The sequence below is a fragment of the Haloarcula vallismortis ATCC 29715 genome (genome assembly GCF_000337775.1).
Lineage (GTDB): Archaea > Halobacteriota > Halobacteria > Halobacteriales > Haloarculaceae > Haloarcula > Haloarcula vallismortis.
The window spans coordinates 110,006-128,912 of sequence record NZ_AOLQ01000059.1 but is presented as its reverse complement, the minus strand read 5'-3'; the positions used below and the strand labels follow the sequence as shown (position 1 = coordinate 128,912).

At 63.8% G+C, this 18,907-nt stretch carries 22 protein-coding genes; 5 read left to right on the top strand and 17 right to left on the bottom strand.

All coding sequences use genetic code 11. The annotated features are described in order from the left end of the window. Positions 1–8 precede the first annotated feature (8 nt). From C437_RS14440 to C437_RS14425, 4 genes are all read right to left on the bottom strand, one after another. Positions 9–200 (bottom strand): DUF7511 domain-containing protein, encoded by a 192-nt coding sequence (locus tag C437_RS14440; protein ID WP_004517718.1) that lies wholly within the window; start codon positions 198–200, stop codon positions 9–11. Between the two features lie 350 nt (positions 201–550). After that, complete coding sequence (alaS, locus tag C437_RS14435) at positions 551–3,334, bottom strand: alanine--tRNA ligase (RefSeq protein ID WP_004517717.1); 2,784 nt, start codon at positions 3,332–3,334, stop codon at positions 551–553. 64 nt (positions 3,335–3,398) lie between these two features. Then, positions 3,399–4,028 carry an archaellin/type IV pilin N-terminal domain-containing protein gene (locus C437_RS14430; protein WP_004517716.1) on the bottom strand — a complete coding sequence of 210 codons (630 nt, stop codon included), beginning with the start codon at positions 4,026–4,028 and terminating at the stop codon, positions 3,399–3,401. Positions 4,029–4,120: 92 nt separating this feature from the next. Beyond that, positions 4,121–5,098 carry a replication factor C small subunit gene (locus tag C437_RS14425; RefSeq protein WP_004517715.1) on the bottom strand — a complete coding sequence of 326 codons (978 nt, stop codon included), beginning with the start codon at positions 5,096–5,098 and terminating at the stop codon, positions 4,121–4,123. Positions 5,099–5,177: 79 nt separating this feature from the next. Between C437_RS14425 and samp2 the strand changes: the two genes are divergently transcribed. Beyond that, on the top strand, positions 5,178–5,378 hold the full coding sequence (gene samp2 / locus C437_RS14420; RefSeq protein ID WP_004517714.1) for a ubiquitin-like small modifier protein SAMP2: 201 nt from the start codon (positions 5,178–5,180) through the stop codon (positions 5,376–5,378). A 24-nt stretch (positions 5,379–5,402) separates the two neighbouring features. After that, positions 5,403–5,786 (top strand): GNAT family N-acetyltransferase, encoded by a 384-nt coding sequence (locus C437_RS14415; RefSeq protein ID WP_004517713.1) that lies wholly within the window; start codon positions 5,403–5,405, stop codon positions 5,784–5,786. Positions 5,787–5,798: 12 nt separating this feature from the next. Here the strand turns inward: C437_RS14415 and C437_RS14410 are convergent, their stop codons facing one another. From C437_RS14410 to larB, 5 genes are all read right to left on the bottom strand, one after another. Then, positions 5,799–6,251, bottom strand: coding sequence for a pyridoxamine 5'-phosphate oxidase family protein (locus tag C437_RS14410; protein WP_004517712.1), 453 nt, complete (start codon positions 6,249–6,251; stop codon positions 5,799–5,801). Between the two features lie 24 nt (positions 6,252–6,275). After that, positions 6,276–7,673 carry a phosphohexomutase domain-containing protein gene (locus C437_RS14405; RefSeq protein WP_004517711.1) on the bottom strand — a complete coding sequence of 466 codons (1,398 nt, stop codon included), beginning with the start codon at positions 7,671–7,673 and terminating at the stop codon, positions 6,276–6,278. Positions 7,674–7,764: 91 nt separating this feature from the next. Then, positions 7,765–8,049 carry a GIY-YIG nuclease family protein gene (locus C437_RS14400; protein WP_049919819.1) on the bottom strand — a complete coding sequence of 95 codons (285 nt, stop codon included), beginning with the start codon at positions 8,047–8,049 and terminating at the stop codon, positions 7,765–7,767. Positions 8,050–8,076: 27 nt separating this feature from the next. Continuing rightward, complete coding sequence (locus C437_RS21310) at positions 8,077–8,226, bottom strand: DUF7563 family protein (RefSeq protein ID WP_420182198.1); 150 nt, start codon at positions 8,224–8,226, stop codon at positions 8,077–8,079. 102 nt (positions 8,227–8,328) lie between these two features. Beyond that, on the bottom strand, positions 8,329–9,093 hold the full coding sequence (larB, locus tag C437_RS14395) for a nickel pincer cofactor biosynthesis protein LarB (protein ID WP_004517709.1): 765 nt from the start codon (positions 9,091–9,093) through the stop codon (positions 8,329–8,331). A 289-nt stretch (positions 9,094–9,382) separates the two neighbouring features. On the opposite strand from larB, the gene C437_RS14390 reads away from it, so the two are divergent. Beyond that, complete coding sequence (locus C437_RS14390) at positions 9,383–9,550, top strand: hypothetical protein (RefSeq protein ID WP_004517708.1); 168 nt, start codon at positions 9,383–9,385, stop codon at positions 9,548–9,550. 47 nt (positions 9,551–9,597) lie between these two features. Here C437_RS14390 and rpiA read toward each other — a convergent pair whose 3' ends face one another. Continuing rightward, positions 9,598–10,284 carry a ribose-5-phosphate isomerase RpiA gene (rpiA, locus tag C437_RS14385; RefSeq protein WP_004517707.1) on the bottom strand — a complete coding sequence of 229 codons (687 nt, stop codon included), beginning with the start codon at positions 10,282–10,284 and terminating at the stop codon, positions 9,598–9,600. A gap of 58 nt (positions 10,285–10,342) precedes the next feature. On the opposite strand from rpiA, the gene C437_RS14380 reads away from it, so the two are divergent. Further along, positions 10,343–10,519: a hypothetical protein gene (locus tag C437_RS14380; RefSeq protein ID WP_241431692.1), complete on the top strand. Its 177-nt coding sequence runs from the start codon at positions 10,343–10,345 to the stop codon at positions 10,517–10,519. An 84-nt stretch (positions 10,520–10,603) separates the two neighbouring features. After that, positions 10,604–11,920, top strand: coding sequence for a phosphoglucosamine mutase (glmM, locus tag C437_RS14375; RefSeq protein WP_004517705.1), 1,317 nt, complete (start codon positions 10,604–10,606; stop codon positions 11,918–11,920). Positions 11,921–12,023: 103 nt separating this feature from the next. On the opposite strand, the gene C437_RS21305 is transcribed toward glmM, so the two are convergent. From C437_RS21305 to C437_RS14345, 7 genes are all read right to left on the bottom strand, one after another. After that, entirely contained in the window at positions 12,024–12,182 is a 159-nt protein-coding gene (locus tag C437_RS21305) for a DUF7563 family protein (protein ID WP_044952319.1), read from the bottom strand. A 205-nt stretch (positions 12,183–12,387) separates the two neighbouring features. Then, positions 12,388–12,972, bottom strand: a complete 585-nt coding sequence (locus C437_RS14370) for a DUF7090 family protein (protein WP_004517704.1) — start codon at positions 12,970–12,972, stop codon at positions 12,388–12,390. 46 nt (positions 12,973–13,018) lie between these two features. Further along, positions 13,019–13,456, bottom strand: coding sequence for a DUF2391 family protein (locus tag C437_RS14365; RefSeq protein WP_004517703.1), 438 nt, complete (start codon positions 13,454–13,456; stop codon positions 13,019–13,021). 264 nt (positions 13,457–13,720) lie between these two features. Next, on the bottom strand, positions 13,721–14,398 hold the full coding sequence (upp, locus tag C437_RS14360) for a uracil phosphoribosyltransferase (RefSeq protein WP_004517702.1): 678 nt from the start codon (positions 14,396–14,398) through the stop codon (positions 13,721–13,723). A 40-nt stretch (positions 14,399–14,438) separates the two neighbouring features. Continuing rightward, positions 14,439–17,150 carry a TRAP transporter permease gene (locus C437_RS14355; protein ID WP_004517701.1) on the bottom strand — a complete coding sequence of 904 codons (2,712 nt, stop codon included), beginning with the start codon at positions 17,148–17,150 and terminating at the stop codon, positions 14,439–14,441. Then, positions 17,147–17,635 carry a DUF1850 domain-containing protein gene (locus C437_RS14350; RefSeq protein WP_004517700.1) on the bottom strand — a complete coding sequence of 163 codons (489 nt, stop codon included), beginning with the start codon at positions 17,633–17,635 and terminating at the stop codon, positions 17,147–17,149. The genes C437_RS14355 and C437_RS14350 overlap by 4 nt, the downstream gene beginning before the upstream one ends. A 61-nt stretch (positions 17,636–17,696) precedes the next feature. After that, entirely contained in the window at positions 17,697–18,749 is a 1,053-nt protein-coding gene (locus tag C437_RS14345; protein WP_004517699.1) for a TAXI family TRAP transporter solute-binding subunit, read from the bottom strand. Positions 18,750–18,907: the final 158 nt, after the last annotated feature.

The following is an 18,907-nucleotide window of genomic DNA, read 5'->3' as shown; positions in this document are numbered from 1 at the left end:
CGCGTCACTCAGCGCAGTTCCTCGAGCGAGACTGCCGCCGAGCGGTCCGCAGTGACCCACTCGGTCACGGATTGGTGGCTGTCTGAGGGGAAAATCGTCAGCTCCGATGGGTCCTCGGGGTCGTCGTACAGGCAGTCCAGTTCGAACTCCGGCGTTTCATTCAGGTCGGTGTCCGTCGGGGGCGACGTGGTAGCACTCATGAGTCAGGTAGCACGGGTAACACTGCAGTTTTCACACAGTTCATCAGTAGTACGGTCACTAGCAGCGGGGACACCGGTCCCACATCGCCGGCACGTCCGTTGTGACCGGACGTACTCCGTGTGGGATTGAATGTGTGCGATGTCACGTTCTCCGCTCATATTTGCTATAGATGGGCAGTTAGTAAAAATACTTTTGGAAACTCATCCATATACGCCTAATACAACTAAATGTAATTGTATCTATTGCTCGTATTTGGTTCGTTCGGGCAGAATATCGAGTCCGAATCGAACAACTGTCCGAAGCGACGGGTTGTAGCGCGGAACCACCGGCGGGAAAGAACGGGGACCGGTCAGACGTTCGCGACAGTTCGCAGTATCTCCGGCGCGTCGTCCAGCGCGTCGTCTAAGGCGTCCGCGTCGGGGCCGCCGCCCTGTGCGAAGTCCGGCGGGCCGCCGCCGCCGCCGCCGACGTGACCGGCGAGTTCGCCGACGACCTCACCAGCGTCGACATCAACGCCGTCGGGGACGGAGACGACGAACTGCGCGCCGTCGAGTCCCGAGCCAAGCACCGCGATGTTGCCCTGTTCGACGATAGCGTTGGCCTGCGCTCGGAGTTCGTCCATATCGGCGTCGATGCGCTGGAGGACAGCAGTGGCCTCACCAACGTCGACCTTCTCGCTGTCGCCGCCGCCGCTTGCCCGGGCCTCTGCGAGTTGCTCTTTGAGCTGTTCGATCTCCTTACCGCGGGCCTTCCACTCGTCGAAGAACCGCTCGGCGGTCTCCGGGACGGCGTCGGGCGCAACATCCAGGATATCCGCGGCCTCGGTGAGCGCGTCCTCGGTGCGCTGGGTCGCCTCGATGGCCGCGTTGCCCGCCGCGAAGGTCAGCCGGATAACGCCGTCCTGAATCCGCTCGGTGTTCAGCAGTTTGACGGCCCCAATGTCGCCGGTGCGGGCGACGTGGGTGCCACCGCAGGCCTGCACGTCGTCGCCGACAGTGATGAGCCGGATTTGCTCGCCGGCCGGGATGCCGCCCTGATAGAGGTCGAAGCCGTACCGTTCCTCGGCCTCGTTGCGGTCGGGCCACTCCTGTGTGACGGCGATGTTGTCCTGCACGATGTCGTTCGCGAGGCGTTCGATCTCTTTGACCTCCTCGCGGCTCACTGACTCGTAGTGGCTGATGTCGATGCGGGCGGAATCGGTGCCCTTCTGGGCCCCGGCCTGTCTGACGTGCTCGCCGAGCACCTGCCGGGCGCTGTGGATGACGATGTGGGTCGCCGTGTGGTGTTGCATCAGGCGCTGGCGACGGGTGGCGTCGACCTGTCCGCGGACGAACTCGCCCTTGCCGGGGTCGTCGTCGCAGGTGTGGACGATGACGTCGCCGTACTGCTGGACGTCGGTTACCTCGGCGGAGACGTCGTCGGTCGACAGCGTCCCCTGGTCCGGCGGCTGACCGCCGCCTTCCGGGTAGAACATCGTCTGGTCCAGCACCACGTCGAAGTCGCCGTCGTCGCGGTCGAACACCTCCAGAACGACCGCTTCGAACTCGGTCCGCTGCTGGTCCTCGTAGTAGAGCCGGTCGGTCTCCGGTAGTTCCGCAAGCCGGTCCTCGTACGGCATCTGTGACTCCTCGGTTGCGGTGTCGTCGCCGCCGTGGCGCTGGGCGACGACCGCGTAGAAGTCGTCGGGCACGTCGACCGAGACGCCCTTTTCGGCGGCGATTTCTTCGACCATGTCCGGCTGGATGCCATGGGAGTCGTACAGTTCGACCAGTTCGGCGGTCGGAATCGGTTCGCCCTTCTCGGCGTACTCGTCGGCAAGCTGGCGGACGCGCCGGCCGCCGCGGTCCAGCGTCTCGCGGTACTTCTCGACCTCGGTGCGGACGATGTCGCGGATGGTGTCGCGGTTCTCGTAGTCGAGGCGCTCGGCCTGCATATCGACGAGTTCGTCGAGCGGCGCGTCGACGCCGACACCGTCGACCAGCCGCTTCGTCCGGCGCAGCACCATCCGCGCCAGATAGCCTGTCCCGACGTTCGAGGGGACGATGCCGTCGCCGAGCATGTACGCGAGGGTGCGGCAGTGGTCGGCAATTGCGTAGATGTCTTCGAGCGGCGCCATCAGTTCCCGCATCTCTGCGACCTCGACGCCGACCTCGGCGGCGATGGTATCCCGCTCAGCTTCGATATCTTCGGCCTCGTCGATATCCATCCGGCCCGCGAGCTTCGCGGCCTCGTGGACGATTCGCTCCTCCTCGTCGGTGAGTTCGATGCCGGCGTTGTCCTTGAGGAAGGCGATCATGTCGGGGTAGACGGCCTCGTACACCGTCGGTGTTCCCTGGCTCATCCAGGTCCAGCGTTCGAGTCCGTAGCCGGTGTCGACGATGTATGTGTCCATCGGCGAGTACCGGTTGCCGTCTTTCATCTCGTACTCGCCGTCGGGGTCCTGCTCCATGGACATGAAGACGAGCGTGGCGAGTTCGGCCCCGCGGTAGATGACCTCGATGGCCGGGCCGGCGTTGCCGCCACCGACCCATGGGTCTTCGATGTAGACGATCTCGTCCAGATTCGCCCCCATCTCCTCGAACAGTTCGTCGCAGTACCGGACCGTCTCGTCCTTCCAGTACACCTCACCCTCGTAGGCGTACTGCTCGGGGTCCTCGATGTCCTCGCGCGCGTTGAACGCGTGATGGGCCATCATCTCGAAGGCCATCGTATGCCGGCCCGTCTTCCCGACGTTGTCGATGTCCTGCATCCGGATGCAGGGCTGGCTGATACACAGCGGGTTCGCCGGCGGCGGCGTCGTTCCCGAGGTCACGAGCGGCTGGAAGTCGTATATCGACGCCTGTGTCAGGAGCACATCGTCGCGCCAGCGGTTAGCGGCGACGGGGTATGGCTCGATGCGCTCGTGGTCGCGTTCCTCGAAAAAGGAAAGGAACGCCTCGCGCATCTCTGTCAGCGAGTGGGACTCGTCGAACCCGGGGTTGTCGATAAAGTCGTACTCCGCACACGGCGGTTCGCCGCAGGTCTCGCGCTCGACGCGGGACCAGAACATATCGCCACAGGAGGCACACTCCTGTCTGTGGAAGCCTTCCTCTTCGAAGTAGTCGAGTTGGTAGGCCTCGTCGAGGTCGCTCATTGGTGTTCAGTTGGCCCACGTTCGCCTAAAACTGTTCCGAAGGGACCGGCGATATCCACAGCCGTCAGAGCGTGACCGAGGATTCCCCGGAGAGCGTCTTCGGCACGACGACTTCCTCGGTCGTCATCCCACCTGCAGGCGAGGTAATACGCAGTGTCGCGGTCTCGCCTTCGGGTAATTCCTCACCGAATGGTACAGCACCGACGGAACTATCGTCACCCAGGTCAAGCGTTATTCTGAACCGGTCTTCGACGTCGTTCAGCACTGGCTGTGAGCCGTCGTTATCCTGTACGGTCGAGACGACGAACCGACCATCGGGGTTGCCATCTGCGCCGCCAGCCGCGAGCTGGTAGTACGAGCCGCTCGGACCGATCCACTGGATTGTTGTCTTGTCAAGGTCGACGTTGCTTGCCCCTGGTGCCCGCCTGACGACGATATCAACCACGCCGACCTCGCTGTTGTCGGTGAAGTGGTCACCGGTCATCCCGACGACCTGGATGCGGTTGGTCGTCGAATCGCTAGACTGCTGGCCCGTTGCCTGCGCGGAACTCTGCAGGAACCCCGCCGTGTTGATGAGCACGCCGGCCGCGATTGCCGCGACCAGCACCATCGCGATAAACACGATAAGCGTCCCGATCCCGACCTGTCCGCGGTCCTCACCCGTCCCGTCTGTAGCTGGTCGTAAACGTTGCATTTCAGTTGTTGATATCCTTATACTCCTTTCTTCATAAAGCTCACCTGCCAGTTATCAGGTGTGAAAAATTGGGTTCAGAGGGGAGTAGCACCCTATTCGCCCTGTGCGAGCGAGGCCAGCATCGCTTCGAGTTGGACGCGCTCGTTCGCGCCGCGGGTGATTCGATAATCGGTTTCGCCGATGCGTTCGAGTACCCGGACGGCGGCTTCGTCGTCAATATCGAACTCCCAGATAGAGCGGTGCAGTTGGTCGATGACGTCGCCGCCCGCGATACCCTCCTCGGTCAGCAGTCTATCGAGGGTCGCCCGGGATGCGGTGAAATCGCCGTCAAGTGCGGACTGCACCATCGTCCTTATTTCCTCCGGGCGAGCCGTCGAGGTGATGGCGTACACCGCCGACTCGTCGACCGTGTCACCGCTGACCGACGCGGCTTGCAGGCCGTTGATGGCTTTTCGCATGTCGCCGTCGGCGGCGTAGACTAGTGCATCGAGTCCGTCCTCGGTCAGTTCGATGTCCTCTTGTGCGGCGATATTTCGGATTTCCTCGGCCACGGCGTCATCGGCCAGCGGCGAGAACCGGAAGACCGCACAGCGCGATTGGATCGGGTCGATGATCTGGCTGGAGTAGTTACACGAGAGAATGAAGCGAACGTTGTTCGAGAACTGCTCCATCGTCCGGCGCAGCGCCGACTGAGCGTCGCTTGTCAGGGCGTCGGCCTCGTCGAGAAAGATGATGCGGTACTCGACGCCGCCGAAGCTCGTCCGGGCGAAGTTCTTGATGCGGTCCCGGACCACGTCGATCCCGCGTTCGTCGGAAGCGTTCAGTTCGAGGAAGTGTTCGCGCCAGTCGTCGCCGTACAGTTCGCGGGCGATAGCCGTCGCACACGTCGTCTTCCCCGTCCCCGCCGGCCCGGAAAACAGCATGTGGCTCAGGTCGTTGCGCGAGACGTAGCTTTTGAGTCGCCCGACGATGTTCTCGTGGCCCATCACGTCGTCGAGCGTCTGCGGGCGGTACTTCTCGATCCAGACCTCCTCGCGTCCCGCCCGCGACTCGGACTCGGCCTCACTCATGGACGATTGGAGGCGTGGGCCGGTCTTAAACCCCGCGAGAGTCGACAGTCTCAGGTGCGTCGGTGGTGTACGGCCGGGTATGCACATCACCGTCGAAATCGCCGGCGAGGATACCCACGAACTGGAGGTGGACGCAGACGCGACCTACGGCGACCTGCTCGCACCGGTCGACCTGAGCCCCCACGAGGTGTCGGTTCTCGTCGACGGCGAGCACGTGCCGACTGACCAGCCTGTCACGGCCAACCGCGTTCAGGTCGTGCGTCTCATCAAAGGCGGGTAAGGCGCGGTAGTAGTCAGCACAGCTATGCACGTCCGTCCAGCAAACGCCGACGAAGTGCCTGCGGTGATGAACGTCCTCGACGGCGCGGTCCTGTCAATAGCCGTCGCGACTGTCCGGGCGGGTATCGAAGACGGTGGCACGCTCGTCGCGGTGTCGGGCGACGACTCGGCAGACGGGCGTATTCTCGGCGCACTCGTGCTCGACGGGTCTCACATCGAAGCCGTCGCCGTCCGGCGGCGTCGGCGCGGACAGGGCATCGGAACGACACTCATCGAGGCCGCACTCGACCGGCGTGACCGGGTCACCGCCGAGTTCGACGCGGACGTACGGCCGTTCTACGAGGCACTGGGGTTCGACGTGGAGTCCCTCGGCAACGGGGGCGACCGGTGTCGCGGCATTCGCGAGTAGCCCCCGTCAGGATCAGTTCTGCCGGCCAGTCAGTACCTCGATTGATAGTTCGTACAGCGTCACGTCCATCTCGTCGGTCGCCTCCTCAAACACCCGAATGGGCGCGTAGCGCTCATTTATCTCGACGGCCGCGTAGGCCGGATCATCGTCGGGAACAGCCGTTATCGGTCCCCGGGCGATAATGCTCCATCCGGTCCACGACTCCGCGTCCGGTGTCGCCTCTGTCTCGGTGACGACATACGTCGCCGTTTCAGTTGCGTCGAGGTACGCCGACTTCTCGCTTCCCCTCGTCTCGCCCAAGCGGAAATACAGCGACCCGTCCTCGTAGTGGTGAAACACCGGGAAGGCGTAGGCGTCGTCGCCGTCAGCCAGCGCGAGCACACCGCGCTCGCTCGCAGCGAGGCGGTCTCGGACAACGTCGTCGGGCATCCCCTCTGTGTAGGCGAACGCGATGTCGGTGTCCATGTGTCGACGGTGCGCGCTGTGGGCTTAAACGAGGGGTTCAACCAGATCCCGACCGGCATCAAGCAGTTCGTCGACCCGGGCGTCGCTCCCGGCCTCAGCGTAGACACGGAGTTTTGGCTCCGTGCCCGAAGGGCGAACGAGCACCCACGTCCCGTCTTCGAGCCGGATTTTGAACCCGTCAACAGTGTTGATACCGTCGACGGCGACCCCCGCAAGCGTGTCCGGGAGCGCGACTTCGAGGTCGTCGAGGACTGGTTCCTTTCGGTCGTCCGGACAGTCCACGCTGATTCGGTCCTGATGGATTTTGCCGTGTTCGTTCAGCAGTCGGTCGACACGAGCGTCAAGTGATTCCTCGCGCTCGGCGGCAGCGGCGACCAGCGCCACCAGCACGCCGTCCTTGTTCCGCAGGTGGTCCGGCAGGCCGAAGCCGCCGGACTCCTCGCCCCCGAACAGCGCGTCGTGCTCGGCCATCGCCTCGGCGACCCATTTGAATCCAACGGCGACTTCATGGACGTTCTGTCCGTGAGCCTCGGCGACGCGGTCGACGATACTGGAGGTCGACACCGTCCGGACCACGTCGCCCGCCCCGTCCTCAAGCAGGAAGTCGTACATCGCGGCGAAAAACAGGTTGGGGTCCAGATAGCCCCGATCGGGCGTGACGACGCCGATTCGGTCAGCGTCGCCGTCGTTGATGATTCCCAGCGCGGCGTCGCCGTCGCTGACCTCAGCAACGAGGCCCTCGGCGTTCTCCGCGGACGGTTCGGGTGAGCCACCGCCAAACTCGGGGTCCTGCTCGCAGTTGAGCCGCGTTACGTCGGCCCCAGCCGCTTCGAGCAAGGCGTCGGTGACGCCGCGGCCGCTGCCGTACAGCGCGTCGTAGGCGACAGGCAAGCCGTCGAGGTCGGTGTCGACGTACTCCAACGCGTGGTCGTGGAACGGGCCGATGAGGTCTTCCTCAGTCCGTTCGCCCCACTCGTCTTCGGGGAGCGGGTCGAGGACGGCGAGGTTTTCCTCGAAGGCGGCCGTCCAGTCGGGCAAAGCCGGCGACCCGTCGCCGGGGATGAACTTCACGCCGTTGTACTCCGGTGGGTTGTGGCTGGCCGTGATCTGGAGTGCCCCCGCGAGGTCGCGGTCTTTCACCGTCCAGGCGAGGATCGGTGTCGGCGTGTCCCGGTCCGGCAAGAGTACGTCGAAACCGTTCGCACGCAGGACGTGCGCGAGTTCGTCGGCGAACCCGGGCGAGGTCTCACGGGCATCGTACCCGATAGCGACGGTCCCGGTCGCCCCGCGCTCGGCGAGCGTCGTGGCAACGGCCTGCCCCACCATCCGAACCCGCGGCTTCGTGAACACGTCCAGCGTCGCCCGCCAACCGTCCGTCCCGAAGGCGATTGCACCTGCGTCGGCATCCGCATCGTTGTCCATAGCCCGCGGTTCTCAGCCCCCAGACAAAAAGTCACGCCTCATCGGTAAGCGGTCATGTTCCCGGTATCGACAGCGGGAGGTGAGCGGCGACTCAGATATCGAAGTCCGCTTCGGCGTCGCTGGATTCGACGAGCCGTTCCTTCTCAGCTCTCGTGTACTGTTTGATCTCGTATTCACGGCTCATTGCGTCGGACTGTGAGTCAAACGACTCAACGTAGATTAGTTCGACTGGCGTTCGGCCGCGCGTGTACTTTGCGCCGTCACCGGCGTCGTGTTCGCGGACGCGACGCTCTACGTCGGTTGTGTAACCGGTGTAAAACGTGTTGTCGTCACACCGGAGGACGTACACGTGGTAAGGGCTCCGCGCGGTAGTCATCGCACGATGCTGGTGGCCCAGTGGGCCTCACACTTGTTGGGCGCGCTCTCTCGATACCTCGGCAATGCCAGCGTTTGCCGAGCAGTTGGGACAAGCCCTGATATGCCCGCGTTCATCCGCGAACACTCGGGCGAACTGGTCTGAGACGTGCGCGCCGCAATGATCACATTCAGGCATCGTGTTCGTCGGCGACACCACCGCCGACGTATACGCGTACGCGCGTTGTTCCCATAGCTCTTTACCCAAATACTTGGGTATGCTTGCGGGTGGCGGGGGCGTCTACGACCGCGCATCGTCGAGCTGTCTTGCGATTAGGCCGGCCTGCGTTCCGGCAGTGAAGCCGGCGTCGATGTTCACGACAGAGAGGGCGGTACAGGACTGAAGCAGTCCCGAAAGGGCTGCCTCACCTTCGCCACCGTGGCCGTAGCCGGTCGAGACGGGCAGGCCGATGACCGGCACGTCCACGAGGCCGGCGACGACCGTCGGCAGCGCGCCTTCGCGACCCGCTGCGACGATGAGCACGTCCTGGTCTCGGAAGCCATCGACAGCGTCTATCGTCCGGGCGAGGCTCGCAACGCCGACGTCGTCGATACGGGTCACCGTCGCACCCATCTCCTCGGCGATGAGCGCGGCTTCACCGGCTGGAACGGCGTCGGACGTCCCGGCGGTGACGATACCCACTGACGCATCCAGTGACGGACGTTCGAACGCGGGCGTTGTCGCTACCAGCCAGTTCGAACGGTCATCCCATCGGACCGTCGCGTCCGGGGCGGTCTCGTCCAACCGCTCCCGGACCGCGGTCGCGTCGGCCGTATCGAGTCGCGTCACGATAGCTCGTCCCGTCGTTTCGATAGCTGTCGCCGCCAGATCCGCCACTTCCGTCGGTGTCTTTCCGTCTGCCAGGACGGCTTCGGGAACGCCGGCACGGTCTTCCCGGGCAGCGTCGAACCGTCCGGCCCCACTGGTCGCATAGCCCGCAAGCGCCGCCTCGGCCTCTGCCGGAGAGAGGTCGCCCGCCGCAACCGAATCGAGTATATCGCGCATGGGACCCACTCAGGGATACGACCACTCCTATCCGTCGGTCCCCAGTCGTCGTCTCGTCCCAATCAGGGCCGGGCCTGTGCGAGCGCGCGTGAGCGACGCTCGGCCGGAGTAACGGGACAATAGCCGTCTAGCACAGCCCAGAAGGCGTATTCTGATGGATTACTGCCAACACAATTCCGGATTTATAAGGGGTTATATGTCGTATAACGCCTCAAACTGCCGGTAATAGGGTCGAGAGCGAACTAATTGGAGAAAGTATATAAGTAACCCCCGTCGATACCTCGTCTGTATGGCAGACCTAATCGTCAAAGCCGCCGTTAAGGAAGAGCTCAACGACATGAACGTAGCGTCCGACTTCTACGACGCACTCGACGAGGAAGTCGAAGAGCTGCTCCAGGACGCAGCCCGACGAGCTGACGAGAACGACCGGAAGACGGTCCAGCCGCGCGACCTGTAAGGTCGTTTCAAGCAGCGTATTTTTTGACGCAAGCCGACCAGCGACAGCTACTTCGATAGCGTTCGAACGGTGACGCCGTCTGCCGTGCCGAGGTGAATCTCGTCAGCCGTGTCGACGAACAGCCCGTGCTCGACGACACCGGGGAGCGCGGCGAGGTCACTGGCGAGCGTGGCGGGGTCGTCGATGGAACCGAAGTCACAGTCGAGGACGAGGTTCCCATTATCGGTGACGACGGGGCCGTCCTTGCGCTCTGCACGGCGGAGCACCGGGTTGCCACCCACGTCCTCGACCGCCGTGGCGACCGTCGAGCGGGCCATCGGCAGTATTTCAACAGGTACCGGCACCGAGAGCCGCTCGGCTTCTTTCGTCGGGTCGGCGACGACGAGGAAGCGGTCGGCATTCGCGTCGACGATCTTCTCTCGGGCGTGTGCCGCGCCGCCGCCCTTGATCAGGTCGCCGTCGGCCACCTCGTCGGCCCCGTCGATGGCGAGGTCGACCGACACGTCATCGAGGTCGGCCAGCGGGATGCCACAGTCACGGGCCAGCTGGCGGGACTGGAAGGACGTGGGGACGCCGACCACATCCAGTCCGGCGTCGACTGCCCGCCCGATGGCGCGGATGGCGTGGGCCGCCGTCGATCCCGTCCCGAGACCGACGACCATGCCGTCCTCGACTGCTTCGGCCGCTGATTCCCCCGCTGCCTGTTTCGCTGCGTCGGAGCCGCCCTGTTTCATGTGCGGTGGGTCGACAGACGCGGACAAAACGTTTGTTCTCCCGGCCGCAAGCGTCCGTATGACCGCCTGCACGTACTGTGGCTGTCCGGTCGAGACCCACGACCCTGTGTTCGTCAGCGAGTCGCCCGACGGAGAGCCGACAGCGCAGTTCTGTAACTACGGCTGCCTCTCGGCTCACATCGACGAGGCGGGCCTGACGACCGGCACGGCCTGCGAGTGGTCGCCAGCGCAGTGACAGACCAAGCGCCGGGACCGCCGGCCCGCAGTCCCTGTCCGAGGCCGGATGGATTTTAGGGCCGGCCCGACGCAGAGAGCAGTAATGATACAGTTCGGAACGAGCGGGATTCGGGGTCCCGTCGGCGAGACGGTGACAGCCGAGGTGGCGCTCTCCGTGGGGCGGGCGCTGGGCATCGACTGCGAGCGGGTCGTCGTGGGCCGGGACCCGCGAGCGAGCGGCGAGTACCTGCAGGCGGCGCTGGCGGCCGGCCTCCGGGAGAGCGGCGTCGACGTGGTCGACCTCGGCAATGCGGCGACACCCACTATCGGCCGGGCGGTTGCGTGGCAGGACGCCGATGCCGGCGTCGCCGTGACGGCGAGCCACAACCCGCCGGAAGACAACGGCATCAAGCTCTGGCAACCTAGCGGGCAAGCCTTCGACGCGGACCTCCGGTCGACTATCGAGCAGCGACTGGACGAGGGCGCATTCGAGCCAGCGTCGTGGGACGAAAGCGGCGACAGCGAGTCATGGGACGCCAGTCAGCGTCATGTTGACGCGCTGGTCGCGGAGATTGGCGAAAGCGACCTCGACAGCCACGTCGTCGTCGACCTCGGCAACGGTGCGGGGCGGGTCAGCGTCGACGCGCTCTCGGAACTGGGCTGTTCCGTCGAGACGCTCAACGGCCAGCCCGACGGCGCGTTCCCGGGTCGGCCCTCGGAGCCGAAAGCCGAGAACTGCGAGTCGCTGACGACGCTGGTGGCCGAGTCCGACGCCGACCTCGGTATCGCACACGACGGCGACGCCGACCGAATGCGGGCGGTCGCGGCCGACGGGACCTTTCTCTCCGGCGACGTGTTGCTGGCCGTGTTCGCCCGCGCCGCGGCGGCACCGGGCGAGCGGGTCGCCGTCCCGGTCGACACGAGCCTCGTCGTCGAAGACCACCTCAGTGATATTGATGTCTCTGTCGAGTACACCCCGGTCGGGGACGTGTACGTCGCCGAGGCCGCGAGCGCCGAGGGCGTGGCCTTCGGTGGCGAGCCAAGCGGTGCGTGGATCTGGCCCGAGCGAACGCTGTGTCCGGACGGGCCGCTGGCGGCCTGTACCGTTGCGGCCCTGGACAGCGAGCGCTCGCTGGCCGAGCGCGCCGACGACGTGCCGGACTACCCCATCCGACGGGACAGCATCGAAACCGAGCAGAAGGAAACTGTGATGGACCGCGTTCGGGAGACGGTAACCGACGCCTACGACGACGTGACGACGCTCGACGGCGTCCGCGTCGACCTCGGCGACGCGTGGTTCCTCTTGCGAGCCAGCGGCACACAGCCACTCGTTCGGATTACCGCGGAGGCCCGCGACACAGACCGTGCTGACGCGGTGTTTGAAGAAGCACGGACACGCCTGACAGACGCGCTAGTGTAGACCCTGAAACGCCTGTCCAGTACAGCGAGTGGAAGCGAGTGCAGCCGGCGAGGAAAGCGTCCCCGCAACCGTCAGGTCACAGGGCGGCAGTTCCTGATCGGTTCTATCCACGGCGTGTGGACCGGGCCTCACGGACATCTGCCCCGTCACGAATCTTGTCCTCGCACTGCGGACAGACCCTGGGCTTTTCGACCCCGTTCGGCGTGAACACACGCGCGTAGTCAGCCGTTACAAAATTACCGCAGTTCTGGCATTCCGGCATACAACCCTGTATGTGGGTTATACCCTCTTAATTGTTGTTGGTCTGGTAAGAGTTCGCATACGGGGTGTTGGCGGCGCTGCCGGGGGAAAACACCGTTTCGTTTGGGAGCGGGAACCGCTATCGGAGCCCTCAGTGAGCCCATAGTGTCGGTTATCTGTTGGGAACCGCTCGAAGGAACAACGGATTCGGGACGGATCGTGGTCAGTTACGCCTCGAAGGAACTCGAGACAGTTCCGTCCTCAGACAGTTCGATGACACCGTCGAAGAGTTCCCGGAACCTCGCGACCGTCTCCTCGTCGTGAACCTCGTCGGCGAGATGGAACATCCCGACGGCGTCGTACTCCGCAAGCAGATCGAGAATGTCCCCAACGGCCGACAGCGCGCCATCTTCGTCAGCGTAGTAGATGAGTTCCGTCAGCGAGTCGAAGGTCACGCGGAGTTTGCCGTCGTGGTCCTGCAGGAACGTCTCGGTTTCCGAGACGATACCGGACAGGTCGTCCGGCGCGGAGACGTACCGAACACCCTCGGAACGGCGGCGGGTGTAGCCCCGTTCGACCGACAGCGTATCGAGGATGGTCGCTTTCGACTCATCGACCTCGTAGTACTCCAGTTTCTGCTTGACTTCCCGGGCGGTAGTCCGGGTCGAGATGACGAGCATCGAGTCCGTGTCGGTCGCGAGGAAGTCCGTGTCCAGTCGGTCCGTCTCACCGGTACTCGGGTGCAGGAGCAGGATTCCCGTGCCACCTGGAACTGTCTCCGGCGCGTTGTCGATAGCCAGCGTATACTCCATATGCACATCAAGGAGTGGGGAACCCAATTAAGTGTGCGGGTCGCAGTCAGAATACGCTGTCCGCCGTCGCAGCCCCGACAACGCTGAAAATTGCGCCGACAGTGATGGCTTTCAGCGTCGTCAGGAACACAGCCATCGGCGTCGGGTCCGGCAGAATTCCACCGTCAACGAGAAACGTATCAGGTGCGGTCAGCGAGAACGCGAGGATGGTGACCGACCCGAACGCGACGCCCATCAGTGAGACGAACCGTACCGGAATTCCGGCTACCTCCGCCTCGGAGTCCACGTCACGGTCGGCGTCAGCCTTGTACAGCGCCCCGTAGCCGATAGCGAACACGATACCGACGACGAGCACCGCGTGATACCAGGACATGTTCTCGGCCAGCACCCACACCTCCTCAGTCACGACGAACGGTCCTGCGAGCAGGAACCCGCCGACGAGTTGCTGGGCAGTGTCCGCGACCCGGTATCGGCGTCGAACCATACCGGGTTGCTGTCCCGTCAACAGGAAAGTCTCCCGGTCCGCCACTGTCTAACAAGAAGGACGCCCACTCGCCGCGGGGATATTTACAGCTGTCTTCTACGTTTCAACTGGACCGAAAATGTGCCGCCGTCCTTTGGTTTCCAGGTGAAGTGAGGGGGTACAGCAGCTGTGGGTGGCCAGAAAATCGCGACATCATCAGCGAATTCGGGCCGAATATAAAAACGTTTCGTCCCTCAGCCGACAGGTCGAGCGAGCCGCGACCGTTCAGGTCGTCCGGAAGGCCCGGTCACCGGCGTCGCCGAGCCCCGGAACGATGAATCCGTCCTCGTCGAGTTCATCGTCGATAGCGACGCTGATGATGTCAGCGTCCGGCTGGGCTTCCGAGACGCGGACGATGCCCTCGGGCGCGGAAACCGCGGCCAGGACGAGCAGGTTCTCCGGCTCTGTCTTCTCCGAAGTGATGTAGTCCAGTACCGTGGCCATCGTCGACCCGGTCGCAAGCATCGGGTCCGCGATGATGACGGTGTCGTCCTCGGTGATTTCGGGCAGTTTGACGTACTCGACTGAGATGGGGAACTCGCCGTCGTCGTTCATCCCGGCCTCCTCGTCCCGGCTGGCGGAGATGACGCCCTGTCTAGCGCGGGGGAACGCCTTGAGCAGTCCCTCGACGAACGGCGTCGCGGCGCGGAGGACGTTGACGATGACCACGTCGTCGAGCCCTTTGACTCGCTCACCCATCGTCGTGGTCAACGGTGTCTGGATCTCCGTATACTCGGTCTCCATCCGGCCGTCGATGATTTCGTAGCCACAGATACGGCCGAGACGGACCAGTCCCTTCCGGAACGCGACCTGTTCGGTCTCGACGTTTCGTATCCGAGTCAGTTCGTCTCGCGCCAGCGCGTGCGTGACGACAGAGGCGTCGCCGCGCTGTTCGATTGGCATATCGTGCCCGTTGACCCCCGATGGGTTAAACGGTTCTCACTCACGCCGGCTCAGCCGTGCCAGACCGTACCGCAGGGTCACCGCCGCGCTGGCGGTTCTTGGCCATGAGGAAGAGGAACAGAGCGAAACCGACACCGCGGAGCGCGATGTCGAGCAACACCGTCATCTCGCCGCCAGCGAGACCGACTAGTCCGAGGATGTCGTACGTTCCAGACACTGCGAGACCAGGGGCCATCAGAAGCAGCGAGCTGAACGCGAACGCTGCCCGCTCGCCGCGGGAGACGGGTGCGTACGCGAATCCGATAACTGTCGCGGCCAGCGCGACAACGCCGAGGAAGACGCCGATCACGGGTATCAGTATCTCGGGGATTGCGTAGCCGATATCGAGGAGGTCTGCGGTCCCAACGACCCGGTATTTGTCTCCGACATCAAGGGTAGCAGCGTCAGGGTTCCGCCGGAGCAGGATGATGCCCGGCGTAACGATGAACGCGAACGGGACGATTGCCTTGTTGAGCGACAGCGAGAACGCCTCGATACCGGTCTCGAAAGCGTCTGACTTCGCGACGCCGGACGCGGCGTAGGCGGCCACCGCGACCGGCGGCGTGATGTCGGCGATGACTCCGAAGTAGAGGATGAACAGGTGTGCCGCCAGCAGCGGCACGCCGAACGCCGTCAGCGCCGGCGCGAGCAGAGAGACGAGAATGATGTAGGTCACCGTCGTCGGCATCCCCATCCCGAGGATAATCGACGAGAACGCGGTGACGACCAGCAGCAAGACGAGCGACCCGCCCGCGACGGCCGTGATGAGGGAGACGAGGTTCGGGCCGAGGCCGGAGACACTGATGACCCCCGGAATGATACCGGCGGCGGCGACGGCGATAACGACCGGTACCGCGGTTCTGGCCCCGCTCTCCATTGATTTTCCGAGGAACACGCCGAGCCTGTACAGCCCGTTCGAGGCCAGGTCCGGGCGACCGACGGCGTCGGCGGTCGTCTCAGCAGCGTCGTCGACAGCGTTGTCGAACGACAGCAGCGGCGAGTCGAGGCGCGGCTTGGTGATGAGCGTGAGGACGCCGGACAGAATCAACAGCGTTCCGAGGTCGCCGATAGTGGCCGAGAACGCGTCCACAATCGACTGCGCCCCGGTCCCGTCACCGGCCAGCGCCGCCAGGACGCCAGCGCCGAACAGGAACTGTGAGAGGAGCGACGCGCCAAACAGCACGCCGAACACTGCTCCGAGGCGACCGCGTGTCTCGTCGCTGTAGGCCGCGACGAGCGTGGTGAGCGCTCCGATAGCGATGAGCGTAAACCACGCCGAGCGGGCGACCGACAGCCGCTCGATGATGAGGTAGTACAACAGCAGGCCGAGCGGGACGAGGTAGAACCACCCGCTACGGAAGTGACTGCGGAGGTCGACGAGTTCGGAGGGGTCGAGCCCGCCGATGTTCTCCTTGACCGCCTCGAAGTGGACCATCACCCAGACGCCGAAGAAGAAGACGATGGCGGGGATCGTCGCGACGACGATGACATCGGCGAACGGTGTCGCCGTGTACTGGACGATGAGGAACGCGGCAGCCCCCATCACCGGCGGGAGAATCTGCCCTCCTGAGGAGGCAGACGCCTCGACGCCGCCGGAGAACTCTGGCGAGTAGCCCGACCGCTTCATCAACGGAATCGTGAACGCGCCGGTCGTCACTGTGTTCGCGATGGACGAACCGGAGATGGTTCCCATGAAACCGCTGGCGAGGATAGAGGCCTTCGCGGGGCCGCCCTTCCGCGTCCCCGTCGCGCCGTACGCGAGGTCGATGAACCACTGCCCCGCGCCGGACATCTCGAGGAACGCGCCAAAGAGGATGAAGATGTAGATGAACTGCACGGAGACGGTGACCGGAATCCCGAACACCCCGTTTTCCGTGTTGTACCAGAGGTTCTGAATGATAGAGGGCCAGGACAGTTCCGGGATGGAGAGGACGCCCACGTAGGCGGCGTCCTGTGGAATGAGGACGCCGAAGCGGGCGTAGACGACGAAGGCTGCGACGATGACCATCAGCCAGAGGCTGATGGCGCGGCGGGTCGCTTCGAGGACGAGCAGGACGCCGAGCACGCCAAGCACGAACGCGTAGGAAGTGTCGGCGAGCGGTCCGAGCAGGCCCGCTATCGGCTCAAGAAAGGTGAATACTTCCTGAATCGGGCGGCCGCGCTGGACGCCCAGCGCACGCATGCGCTGAATCTCGTCGAAGTCGGTGATGAAGTACGCGGCCGACAGTACCGACAGAGCGATGAAGACGAAATCAGACGGTGTCACGCGGTCCATGTCGCGGTCGAGGAACACCCAGGCGAGCGCGTCCCCGACGGCGTGAACAGCGCGAGATACCGGATGTTCCGGGCCGAGTTTCTCGTCGACCAGCGACCCGAGCGCGATACAGCGTCGAGAGAGCGGGCCATCGCCGGTACTGCCGGGATACAGCAAGAACGTCAGAATGAGACCGAAAGAGACGTGGACGGCGTTTATCTGGAGCAGTTGCAGTGACGCGAACACGACATCACCAGCGCCGGGAAGCGAAATCGAGAGGACGAACCCTTTCGCCGCGAGCCACATCTGAAACACCGAAAACGAGATGCCGATGAGCGCGACGAGGACAACCGCCCAGCCTGTGAGCGAGCGTTTCCGCTCGATTTCCTGCAGTACTTCATCGACTTCCTCGTCCGATACGGCCTCCCCGCCGTCGTCAGGTCGTGTGGTGTCAGTCATGTGTTGAACTGGTCTTTTGCGGCACCGAACGACGAGCGCTGGGTCACATAGAGGTGGACCGAGTGGCCGTTGGTGCGGGCTACCAAGTCGTAGGTTTCGCCTCCGACGTGAAGGTTATGTCCTGCAACATCACCGGGAGAGACTGTCACACGTGTGTAGTTACCCGGTGGGTCAAAGACATACATCCCGTCTTGCCGGGTGACGTTGGCTCCACTTGGGAGTCCCCAGCCGAACGATTCGAACTCCATACGGGTCATCTCAAGATGGTCGCCACGGACCGTGTACTCGTCGTAGACGCGCGTTTTTTCGACACTGTGCATGTACTCCAGCGCCACGGTTGTTCCGTCCTCGACCGGGACTGTTAGGTACTGCTCACCGGATTCAGCGTCTTCGACGACCAGTGCACGCCCGCCGGGAAGCGCCGCTACAGTCCCGATGAGGAGAAGGGTAACGAGCACCGCGATGGCAACATATCGTCGTCTCATTCCGGTTGCTGGATAGTAGAAGACGGTTAGTAAACAATACTGGTGACGTCAGTCGGCGGCGTTACGCGTCGAAGTAGGCCGCTGCGCCAGGGTGGAGTTCGACGGACATCCCATCCTGTGCGGACTCCTTGCTGATGAAGTCCGTCTTGATGGAGAGGTCGTCGACGTTGTCGAAGATGGCCGCGGTGACGCCTTCGACCGTCGATTCGGGCTGTTCAGCGTTCGTCGCGATCATCGCCTGAACGGCGACTGTTTCGACGTCCTCCTCGACACCGGTGTAGGTGCCGCCGGGGATGGTGTCGTCGGCGAACCAGGACGCGTCCTCCTTTGCCGCTTCGCGGTTGTCGCCGGAGATGGGGACGATGACGAGGTCGTTGGTGTTCGCAAGGTCCTCGATGGCACCGACCGGCCAGCCGCCGACGACGAACGCGGCGTCGATGTCGCCGTTTCGGAGCTGATCTGCGGCCTGTGAGAACGAGGCGTTCTGCTCGGAGAAGTCCGAGATGCCGACCGATTCCAGGATCTGGAGCGCGTTGACCTGGGTCCCACTCCCGAGGTCACCGGTGTTGATGGTCGCGCCTTCGAGGTCGGAGAGCTGCGTGATCCCCGTGTCCGCGAGGGTGACGAGCGTAATGGTCTCCGGGTACAGGGTCGCAACGCCCTGAAGATTCTCGACGGCGTTGTCCTCGAACGCATCGATACCGGTGCCGTTCTTCGCGAACGAGGCGATGTCGTTCTGGATGAGCGCGAAGTCGGCGTCACCGCTGGCGAGACTGCCGACGTTTTCGACGCTTGCACCGGTCGACTGGACGTTCAGCGTGAAGTCCGTATTGTCTTCTACAACCGTCTTGAACTCGTTCGAGAGCGGGAAGTAGGTCCCGCCGGTCCCGCCGGCGTGCCAGGAGAGGCGCGTCTCCATGTCGCCGCCGTCGCCTTCGGTCATGTCGTCGCCTTCGGTCATGTCGTCGCCTTCGGTCATGTCGTCGCCTTCAGTCATCTCGCCGTCGCCGCCCTCGCCGTCGCCGCCATCGCCGCCGCCACAGCCAGCGAGTGCCGCGACACCTGCAACGCCTGCTGTCTTGAGGAACCGCCTCCGCGTGGAGTTGTTAGTCATACGTATGTCTACGTTGCACGGGGCCTTCAAGAAGGTTAGCTAGTACACAGTCGTTATTTGACTATATTGTGCGATACCGTATGCCACCGTATTCTCGGGGACGGCGACTGTACGGAAGCGCTCGACTGGACGAAATATTATCTGTTTCGAGAAATTCA

Excerpts from the sequence above, each read along its gene's own strand:
- C437_RS14355 (WP_004517701.1), bottom strand. The coding sequence starts at position 17,150 with ATGACTGACACCACACGACCTGACGACGGCGGGGAGGCCGTATCGGAC.
- C437_RS14390 (WP_004517708.1), top strand. The coding sequence starts at position 9,383 with ATGGCAGACCTAATCGTCAAAGCCGCCGTTAAGGAAGAGCTCAACGAC.
- C437_RS14400 (WP_049919819.1), bottom strand. The coding sequence starts at position 8,049 with ATGACTACCGCGCGGAGCCCTTACCACGTGTACGTCCTCCGGTGTGAC.
- C437_RS14365 (WP_004517703.1), bottom strand. The coding sequence starts at position 13,456 with ATGGTTCGACGCCGATACCGGGTCGCGGACACTGCCCAGCAACTCGTC.
- C437_RS14410 (WP_004517712.1), bottom strand. The coding sequence starts at position 6,251 with ATGGACACCGACATCGCGTTCGCCTACACAGAGGGGATGCCCGACGAC.
- alaS (WP_004517717.1), bottom strand. The coding sequence starts at position 3,334 with ATGAGCGACCTCGACGAGGCCTACCAACTCGACTACTTCGAAGAGGAA.
- C437_RS14425 (WP_004517715.1), bottom strand. The coding sequence starts at position 5,098 with ATGAGTGAGGCCGAGTCCGAGTCGCGGGCGGGACGCGAGGAGGTCTGG.
- upp (WP_004517702.1), bottom strand. The coding sequence starts at position 14,398 with ATGCCAATCGAACAGCGCGGCGACGCCTCTGTCGTCACGCACGCGCTG.
- C437_RS14405 (WP_004517711.1), bottom strand. The coding sequence starts at position 7,673 with ATGGACAACGATGCGGATGCCGACGCAGGTGCAATCGCCTTCGGGACG.
- C437_RS14370 (WP_004517704.1), bottom strand. The coding sequence starts at position 12,972 with ATGGAGTATACGCTGGCTATCGACAACGCGCCGGAGACAGTTCCAGGT.
- C437_RS14350 (WP_004517700.1), bottom strand. The coding sequence starts at position 17,635 with ATGAGACGACGATATGTTGCCATCGCGGTGCTCGTTACCCTTCTCCTC.
- C437_RS14345 (WP_004517699.1), bottom strand. The coding sequence starts at position 18,749 with ATGACTAACAACTCCACGCGGAGGCGGTTCCTCAAGACAGCAGGCGTT.
- C437_RS14415 (WP_004517713.1), top strand. The coding sequence starts at position 5,403 with ATGCACGTCCGTCCAGCAAACGCCGACGAAGTGCCTGCGGTGATGAAC.
- C437_RS14440 (WP_004517718.1), bottom strand. The coding sequence starts at position 200 with ATGAGTGCTACCACGTCGCCCCCGACGGACACCGACCTGAATGAAACG.
- C437_RS21305 (WP_044952319.1), bottom strand. The coding sequence starts at position 12,182 with ATGCCGGAATGCCAGAACTGCGGTAATTTTGTAACGGCTGACTACGCG.
- C437_RS21310 (WP_420182198.1), bottom strand. The coding sequence starts at position 8,226 with ATGCCTGAATGTGATCATTGCGGCGCGCACGTCTCAGACCAGTTCGCC.
- larB (WP_004517709.1), bottom strand. The coding sequence starts at position 9,093 with ATGCGCGATATACTCGATTCGGTTGCGGCGGGCGACCTCTCTCCGGCA.
- glmM (WP_004517705.1), top strand. The coding sequence starts at position 10,604 with ATGATACAGTTCGGAACGAGCGGGATTCGGGGTCCCGTCGGCGAGACG.
- C437_RS14380 (WP_241431692.1), top strand. The coding sequence starts at position 10,343 with ATGACCGCCTGCACGTACTGTGGCTGTCCGGTCGAGACCCACGACCCT.
- C437_RS14430 (WP_004517716.1), bottom strand. The coding sequence starts at position 4,028 with ATGCAACGTTTACGACCAGCTACAGACGGGACGGGTGAGGACCGCGGA.
- rpiA (WP_004517707.1), bottom strand. The coding sequence starts at position 10,284 with ATGAAACAGGGCGGCTCCGACGCAGCGAAACAGGCAGCGGGGGAATCA.
- samp2 (WP_004517714.1), top strand. The coding sequence starts at position 5,178 with ATGCACATCACCGTCGAAATCGCCGGCGAGGATACCCACGAACTGGAG.